The organism is Streptomyces sp. NPDC056948 (assembly GCF_042674225.1).
Taxonomy (GTDB): Bacteria; Actinomycetota; Actinomycetes; order Streptomycetales; family Streptomycetaceae; genus Streptomyces; species Streptomyces purpurascens.
This window is the reverse complement of record NZ_JBHUQX010000503.1, coordinates 1-6,103: the sequence shown is the minus strand read 5'-3', so window position 1 is coordinate 6,103 and position 6,103 is coordinate 1. Positions and strand designations below refer to the sequence as shown.

Sequence of the window (6,103 nt, the reverse complement as noted above, 5' to 3'; positions counted from 1 at the left end):
CTGGTCCAGCAGGGCAAGATCCTCTACGTCGGGTCGTCGAACTTCCCCGGCTACAAGATCGCCCAGGCCAACGAGATCGCCGCCCGGCGCGGCGGGACCATCGGGCTGGTCAGCGAGCAGTGCCTGTACAACCTCGTCGAGCGGCGAGCCGAGATGGAGGTCATCCCGGCCGCGCGGGACTACGGGCTCGGCGTCATCCCGTGGTCGCCGCTGCACGGCGGTCTGCTCGGCGGCGTGATCAAGAAGGAGGTCGAGGGCGGACGACGTGCCTCCGGCCGCGCGGCCGACGCTCTCGCCGACCCGGCGAGCCGCGCGCGGATCCAGTCCTACGAGGACCTGCTCGACAAGCACGGCATCGAGCCCGGCGAGGCCGCCCTGGCCTGGCTGCTCACCCGTCCCGGCGTGACCGGCCCGATCGTCGGCCCGCGCACGGCGGAGCAGCTCGCGTCCGCGCTGCGGGCCGCCGAGCTGGAGCTGTCCGAGGAGCTGCTGACCGGCCTCGACGAGATCTTCCCGGGCCCGGGCCCGAGCCCGGAGGCCTTCGCCTGGTAGCGCCCTGAAGGGGCGCGGGGCTGTATCCGATCTGCGGCTGCGCCGCGTGGGCGCGACCAGCCCCCACCGGCCCGCAGCCGGAAGCAACGGGCAGTCCCCCGCCCCTGCCCGGCTACCTACCGAGCGCGGAAGCCAGGACGACAACGAGAAACATCAGCACGAGCACACCGGCCATGATCCGGTTACGGGTTTTCGGGTCCACGGCACCGAGCCTAACCGGCACCCCCGAGCGCCCACCGACCGACCGCCTCATACCGGGGCTGCTCCCCGGGAACCCCCGACGTCGGCAGATTGCTCCGCACCAGCGCCAGCTCGCCTACCGTCCAGGTCCGGCCCGTGAACCCGGCCAGGGCGTCCAGATACGCCCCCACGTCCCGCGTCTCCCGGCTCCTCGCGATCGTCAGGTGGGCCTTGTACCGCCGGTGCTCCCCCATGGGCACCCCCGCCTTCCGCGCCGCGGCCTCGGCCCGGTCGGCCAGCAGCCGCAGGGTCGCCAGGTCACCCTCGGCTCCGGCCCACAGCGCCCGGCCGTGCCCGAACTGACCGCCGCCCCGCACGGCCAGCGGAAAGGCGTCGGTACGGCGAGCGGCCCGCTCCAGCCGGGCCGACAGCTCCGGCACGAGACCGTCGTCGACCTCTCCGTAAAAGGCGAGCGTGAAGTGCCAGCCGGCCAGACCGGTCCAGCGCATCCCGTCCGCTCCGGGCAGCTTCCGCAACGCGTCCACGACGGCGCCGAGTTCACGGGTCACCTCGTCGGGGGGCAGTACAGCGGCGAAGACTCTCATGGGCCCAGCCTGGCACCATGAGGCCATGGAGATCACCATCAGAGAAGGCGGTCCCGACGACATTCCCGCGATACTCGGGATGCTCGACGGCTGCGTGGAGTGGCTGGTCGCGCAGGGGCGCACGGGGCAGTGGGGGACGAAGCCCCTGTCCCAGAGCCCGAAGACGGTGGAGTCGGTCGGCCGGTACATGGGTGAGGGCAGCGTGTTCCTGGTCGAGGCCGACGGCGTCCCGGCCGCCACCCTCACCCTCACCGACTCGCCCGGCGCCTATCTGTCCCACCTCCCACCGCCCGGCGAACCCGAGCGGTACATCCACTGGCTGGCCTCCGACCGCCGCTTCAAGGGCCACGGCCTGGGCAGCGCGCTCCTCACGCACGCGGCCGAGGAGACCCGCCGGGCCGGGGTGGGCCTCCTCCGGGTGGACTGCTACGCCGGCGACGACGGCAAGCTCGTCCGCTACTACGAGGCCAACGGCTTCACCCGCACCGAGGCCTTCACGGTCGGCGAGAACCGGTGGCCGGGCCAGCTCCTGGCCCGGAGGGTGTAAGCCACCCCGAGCTTGCCCTGCCCTGCCCGGGCCGGGCCCTCTAGGCAGCCGGAGCCAGTACCTCCGGCTGCTCCCGGGGGACGAACCGCACCCGCGGGTGGCCGTGGTGCCAGCCCACCGACAGGCGCAGATTGCCGACGCGGGCCAGGATCAGGCCGATCACGGCCGCGGCGGCGGCCGCCACCGCACCACCGGCCGCCAGGCCGACCCGGGCGCCGTAGGTGTCGGTGATCCAGCCGACGATCGGGGCACCGACCGGGGAGCCGCCGAGGAAGACCATCATGTAGAGGGCCATGACGCGGCCGCGCATGGCCGGATCCGTGGACATCTGGATGCTGGTGTTCGTCGTGACGTTGACCGTCATGCCGAACAGGCCCAGCGGAACCATGAGCAGCGCGAACATCCACAGCGTCGGCGTCATGGCCGCCACGATCTCCAGCGCGCCGAAGACCACGGCGGCGGCGATCAGCAGCCGCAGCCGGGCCGTACCCCTGCGCGCGGCGAGCAGCGCGCCCGCGACGGAGCCGACCGCCATCAGCGTGTTGAACATGCTGTAGGCGCCCGCGCCCGCGTGGAACACGTCGTCCGCGAAGGCCGAGAGGTAGACGGGGAAGTTGAAGGCGAAGGTGCCGACGAAACCGACCAGGACGATCGGCCAGATCAGCTCCGGGCGGCCGGTGACATAGCGCACGCCCTCCCGTAGCTGCCCCTTGCCGCGCGGGGCGCGCTCCACGACATGCAGCTCGCGGGCGCGCATCAGCAGCAGGCCGGCGAGCGGCGCGACGAAGGACAGGCCGTTGAAGAGGAAGGCGAAGCCGGTGCCGACGCCGGTGATGAGTATGCCCGCGACAGCGGGGCCGACCAGGCGGGCGGACTGGAAGTTGGCGGAGTTCAGGCTGACCGCGTTCTGGAGCTGCCCGGGGCCGACCAGCTCGGAGACGAAGGACTGCCGGGCCGGGTTGTCGACGACCGTGGCCAGACCCACCGCGAAGGCGGCGACGTACACGTGCCACACCTGGACATGGCCGGTGAGGGTGAGGACGGCGAGGGCGATGGCGGTGAGGCCCATCGACGACTGTGTGACGAGCAGGGTGGGCCGCTTGCGCAGCCGGTCGACGAGGACACCGCCGTAGAGGCCGAAGAGCAGCATCGGCAGGAACTGCAGCGCGGTCGTTATGCCGACGGCGGCGGAGGAGCCGGTGAGGCTGAGGACCAGCCAGTCCTGGGCGATGCGCTGCATCCAGGTGCCGATGTTGGAGACGACCTGACCCATGAAGAACAGGCGGTAGTTCCTGACCTTCAGGGAGGAGAACATCGAGGACTTGCGGGCGGGCCGGGAGGCGGGGGCGTCGGGAGCGGGCGGGGAGTCGTGGGGATCAGGTGCGGGGACGGAAGCTGCTCCGGGTCCCGAACTCAAAGGGTTCGCCTCCTTGCGACATACGGCTTACAGATGCGCGAGCTTCTCCAGCACGGGGGCGGCGGCGCGGAGTTTCGCCCACTCGTCCTCGTCGAGGTCCTCGACCAGGGTGGCCAGGAACGCGTTCCGCTTGCGGCGGCTCTCCTCGAGCATCGTTTCGGCCTGCTCGGTGCGCGTCACGACCTTCTGGCGCCGGTCCTCGGGGTGCGGCTCCAGACGGACCAGCCCCTTCGCCTCCAGCAGCGCCACGATGCGGGTCATCGACGGCGGCTGGACGTGTTCCTTGCGGGCGAGCTCGCCCGGCGTGGCCCTGCCGCAGAGGGACAGGGTGCCGAGCACCGACATCTCGGTGGGGCTGAGCGACTCGTCGACACGCTGGTGCTTGAGCCGACGGGACAGCCGCATCACGGCGGAACGGAGGGAGTTCACGGCGGCTACATCGTCGCCATGGCTGAGGTCCGGCATGTTCTTTAGCGTAACTCATTACTCTCGCTAAGGAACACCGGGAGCACGCGGAAACACCCGTGACCCTGGCCACTTACCCGTGACATCACTCATATGGGTGATCCGACGGCTGAACGCGACCCACCGCACCGAACGATGCCGCGACCCTCATCCCCATGGGGACCAGCGTGCTCAGCCTGCGAATAGACCACGAGCTGCTCGACCGGCTCCGGCACCATGCCGCGAAAAGGGGAATGAGCGTCCAGGACTACGTCGTCCGGACGCTCATTCGAGATGACTTCGACGAACGGTTCCAGGCCGCGGTCGAGGAGACGGAGAAGTTCTACGGAGTCACCTGAGGACCCCGTCCGATCACGTCAGCCCCAGCGCGGGCATCAGGTAGTAGAACCCGAACACCGCCGCCACCGCGTACATCGCCGTCGGAACCTCCCGGCCCCGGCCGGCCGCCAGGCGCAGCACCACGAAGGTGATGAAGCCCATGCCGATGCCGTTGGTGATCGAGTACGTGAACGGCATCATCAGCATCGTCACGAAGGCCGGCACGGCGATCGTGTAGTCCGCCCAGTCGATCTCCTTGACCGAGCCGGAGAGGATCAGGAAGCCGACCGCGACCAGGGCCGGGGTGGCCGCCTGGGACGGCACCATCGTGGCGACCGGCGTCAGGAAGAGCGCGACGGCGAAGAGGCCGCCGGTGACGACGTTCGCGAGGCCGGTGCGGGCACCCTCGCCGACACCGGCGGTGGACTCGACGAAGGCGGTCGTGGCCGAGGAGGAACTGGCGCCACCGGCGGCGACGGCAAAGCCGTCCACCAGCAGCACCTTGTTGATGCCGGGCATCTGCCCCTGCGCGTCCGTCAGCTTCGCCTCGTCGGAGACGCCCATGATCGTGCCCATCGCGTCGAAGAAGCACGACAGCAGCACGGTGAAGACGAAGAGCACGCCGGTCAGCATGCCGACCTTCTCGAAGCCGCCGAACAGACTGACCTGCCCGACCAGCCCGAAGTCGGGGCTGGCAACGGGATTGCCGGGCCACTTCGGAGTGGTCAGCCCCCAGCTCGGCACATCGACCACGGCCTCGATGGCAACGGCCACCACCGTCATGGTGACGATCGAGATCAGGATCGCGCCGGACACCTTGCGCACGATCAGGGCGAACGTCAGCAGCACACCCAGCACGAAGACCAGCACCGGCCAGCCGTTGAGATGACCGTCGCCGCCCAACTGCAGCGGCACAGTCGTCTGCGCGACGTCCGGGATGCGCGAGACGAACCCGGCGTCGACCAGCCCGATCAGCATGATGAACAGGCCGATACCGATGGAGATGGCCTTGCGCAGCCCGAAGGGCACGGCGTTCATGACGCGCTCGCGCAGCCCCGTGGCGACCAGCAGCATGACGACGAACCCGGCGAGAACCACCATGCCCATCGCGTCCGGCCAGGACATGCGCGGGGCGAGCTGGAGGGCGACGACGGAGTTCACACCGAGCCCGGCGGCGAGCGCGATCGGCACATTGCCGATGACACCCATGAGGAGAGTGGTGAAGGCCGCCGTGAGGGCCGTGGCGGTGACCAGCTGACCGTTGTCGAGCTGGTGGCCGTACATGTCCTTCGCGCTGCCGAGGATGATCGGGTTCAGCACGATGATGTAGGCCATCGCGAAGAAGGTGGCGAGACCGCCCCGGACCTCGCGGGACAGGGTGCTGCCCCGCTCGGAGATCCGGAAGAAGCGGTCGAGTGCGCCGTACGTGGGCCCGGCTCCCGGCTGTTCAGGGGCGGGGACCTGGGCGGGAGCCGAGGACGACATGTGTTTGGTGTTTCCTACGAAGAGAAGTGGTCAGACACAAACCGTTTCAGTATGAACATATAACCCCCCGATCGACCATCTCCGCGCGTAGACCTGATCGCCTCGTAAGCTGTCCTCATGGCGAAGTGGACCCCCAGGCACGAGGCGCCGGAGCCCCTGGAGGGCCCCGTGGTAGCCACCATCATCGGCGGCACGATCATCTGGTTCGCCCTCTTCCTGATCCAGCTCCCCTTCTATGGCTGGTTCGACGACCACGGCCACACCTGGTGGCTGTGGACCTGCCTGGCCGGAGGCGGACTCGGCCTGCTGGGCGTCTGGTACGTCCGTAAGCGCGACGCCGCGATCAAGCGGGCAGCAGCTCAGGACACACCGGAGACCCGCCCGACCCCTTCGGCCCCGTAAGCCCAAATGGGGGCACCCGCACCCGCACCCGCGCACGGCGAGAAGGGGACGTGTCGGGGGGTGTCCGCCCGCAGCGGTTGGCGCGTCAACGAACAGCGAGTCGGTATCCGCCCCCATCGCGCCGTTCCGAGG

At 69.8% G+C, this 6,103-nt stretch carries 8 protein-coding genes; 4 read left to right on the top strand and 4 right to left on the bottom strand.

All coding sequences use genetic code 11. The annotated features are described in order from the left end of the window. The coding region (locus tag ACFTZL_RS39510; protein ID WP_382593720.1) for an aldo/keto reductase at positions 1-552 on the top strand (552 nt) is incomplete at its 5' end. Between the two features lie 212 nt (positions 553-764). Here the strand turns inward: ACFTZL_RS39510 and thpR are convergent. Continuing rightward, a complete protein-coding gene (thpR, locus tag ACFTZL_RS39505; RefSeq protein ID WP_382593717.1) occupies positions 765-1,337 on the bottom strand; it encodes an RNA 2',3'-cyclic phosphodiesterase in 573 nt (190 codons plus the stop codon). 25 nt (positions 1,338-1,362) lie between these two features. Between thpR and ACFTZL_RS39500 the strand changes: the two genes are divergently transcribed. Further along, positions 1,363-1,884 (top strand): GNAT family N-acetyltransferase, encoded by a 522-nt coding sequence (locus tag ACFTZL_RS39500; protein WP_382593715.1) that lies wholly within the window; start codon positions 1,363-1,365, stop codon positions 1,882-1,884. 40 nt (positions 1,885-1,924) lie between these two features. Here ACFTZL_RS39500 and ACFTZL_RS39495 read toward each other — a convergent pair whose 3' ends face one another. Then, a complete protein-coding gene (locus tag ACFTZL_RS39495) occupies positions 1,925-3,301 on the bottom strand; it encodes an MFS transporter (protein ID WP_382593712.1) in 1,377 nt (458 codons plus the stop codon). A gap of 27 nt (positions 3,302-3,328) precedes the next feature. After that, entirely contained in the window at positions 3,329-3,766 is a 438-nt protein-coding gene (locus tag ACFTZL_RS39490; protein ID WP_215120700.1) for a MarR family winged helix-turn-helix transcriptional regulator, read from the bottom strand. Between the two features lie 155 nt (positions 3,767-3,921). Here ACFTZL_RS39490 and ACFTZL_RS39485 point away from each other — a divergent pair, with 155 nt between their 5' ends. Continuing rightward, the gene (locus ACFTZL_RS39485) at positions 3,922-4,104 is read left to right on the top strand and encodes a ribbon-helix-helix protein, CopG family (protein ID WP_382593709.1); all 183 of its coding nucleotides are present in this window, start codon (positions 3,922-3,924) and stop codon (positions 4,102-4,104) included. A 13-nt stretch (positions 4,105-4,117) separates the two neighbouring features. On the opposite strand, the gene ACFTZL_RS39480 is transcribed toward ACFTZL_RS39485, so the two are convergent. After that, positions 4,118-5,569, bottom strand: a complete 1,452-nt coding sequence (locus ACFTZL_RS39480; protein WP_382593706.1) for an NCS2 family permease — start codon at positions 5,567-5,569, stop codon at positions 4,118-4,120. Positions 5,570-5,686: 117 nt separating this feature from the next. Here ACFTZL_RS39480 and ACFTZL_RS39475 point away from each other — a divergent pair, with 117 nt between their 5' ends. Beyond that, the gene (locus ACFTZL_RS39475; RefSeq protein WP_382593703.1) at positions 5,687-5,971 is read left to right on the top strand and encodes a DUF2530 domain-containing protein; all 285 of its coding nucleotides are present in this window, start codon (positions 5,687-5,689) and stop codon (positions 5,969-5,971) included. Positions 5,972-6,103: the final 132 nt, after the last annotated feature.

Excerpts from the sequence above, each read along its gene's own strand:
- ACFTZL_RS39480 (WP_382593706.1), bottom strand. The coding sequence starts at position 5,569 with ATGTCGTCCTCGGCTCCCGCCCAGGTCCCCGCCCCTGAACAGCCGGGA.
- ACFTZL_RS39475 (WP_382593703.1), top strand. The coding sequence starts at position 5,687 with ATGGCGAAGTGGACCCCCAGGCACGAGGCGCCGGAGCCCCTGGAGGGC.
- ACFTZL_RS39500 (WP_382593715.1), top strand. The coding sequence starts at position 1,363 with ATGGAGATCACCATCAGAGAAGGCGGTCCCGACGACATTCCCGCGATA.
- ACFTZL_RS39485 (WP_382593709.1), top strand. The coding sequence starts at position 3,922 with ATGGGGACCAGCGTGCTCAGCCTGCGAATAGACCACGAGCTGCTCGAC.
- thpR (WP_382593717.1), bottom strand. The coding sequence starts at position 1,337 with ATGAGAGTCTTCGCCGCTGTACTGCCCCCCGACGAGGTGACCCGTGAA.
- ACFTZL_RS39490 (WP_215120700.1), bottom strand. The coding sequence starts at position 3,766 with ATGCCGGACCTCAGCCATGGCGACGATGTAGCCGCCGTGAACTCCCTC.